This window comes from Methylocella tundrae, assembly GCF_901905185.1.
GTDB lineage: Bacteria > Pseudomonadota > Alphaproteobacteria > Rhizobiales > Beijerinckiaceae > Methylocapsa > Methylocapsa tundrae.
The window spans coordinates 1-980 of the sequence record NZ_CABFMQ020000127.1 but is presented as its reverse complement, the minus strand read 5'-3'; the positions used below and the strand labels follow the sequence as shown (position 1 = coordinate 980).

The 980-nt window shown below is 65.2% G+C and carries 1 protein-coding gene; it reads left to right on the top strand.

All coding sequences use genetic code 11. From position 1 onward, the window contains the following. Nucleotides 1-93 precede the first annotated feature (93 nt). Nucleotides 94-980, top strand: a protein-coding gene (locus tag MPC4_RS21415; protein ID WP_244629102.1) for an IS630 family transposase whose coding sequence is annotated in 2 segments (ribosomal slippage) — nt 94-429 and nt 431-980 — 886 coding nt annotated over the 2 segments. Because the reading frame shifts where the segments join, the coding sequence is not laid out codon by codon here. This gene is flagged as partial in the annotation.

Below are 980 nucleotides of genomic sequence, written 5' to 3'. Positions count from 1 at the left end.
CTAGAGCGGGATGCGATTTTATGGAATCGGAGGATTCCCAAATCAGCAACGGTCTGATTCAATCCACGTGCTGGCGTTGGGAGGGCAGCACGGATGGCGAGACCTTACTCGAATGATCTTCGCGAACGCGCGATGGCGCGGGTTGCGGCGGGCGAGACGATTCGGGTCGTCGCGGCCGCGTTGCAGATCAGCGCATCCTGCGTGTCGAAATGGTCGGGCCGCCTGCGCCTGACCGGCAGCGCGTCGCCTGGCCGGATCGGCGGCTACAAGCCGCGGGTTCTTTCGGGCGCGCATGCGGACTGGCTGCGACAGCGCATGCGGGAGCGCCCCTTCACGCTGCGCGGATTGACGGCGGAACTGGCCGAGCGCGGCCTGCGGGTTGATTATCGGGCGGTTTGGGAGTTCGCCCATCGCGAGGGGCTGAGCTTCAAAAAAAACCGTCGTTGCGGCGGAGCAGACCCGGCCTGACGTCGCGCGCAAGCGGGCGCGCTGGAAGGCCTATCAGGGCCGGATCGAGGCGAAGCGCCTCGTCTTCATCGACGAGACCTGGGTCAAAACCAACATGGCTCCGCTGAGAGGCTGGGGGCCGCGCGGCCAAAGGCTGAAGGCGCTCGTCCCCTTTGGTCATTGGAAAACCATGACCTTCCTCGCCGCGCTGCGCCATGACCGCATCGACGCGCCTTGGGTCGTCGACGGCCCGATCAATGGCGAGTTGTTTCGGCTCTACGTCGCGGAGGTTCTGATCCCGACCCTCAAGCAAGGCGACATCGTCGTGCTCGACAATCTCGGCAGCCACAAGGCGCGCGCCGTGCGCAACGCCATCAAAGCGGCCGGCGCTCATCTCATGTTCTTGCCCCCTCCGCAGGCGACCCCACCAAGCTCCGCTTGGGGTGGCCCCTCGCCAGCTCCGCCCTACAGCCCCGACCTCAATCCGATCGAGCAGGTTTTCGCGAAGCTCAAACACATGATGCGAAAGGCGG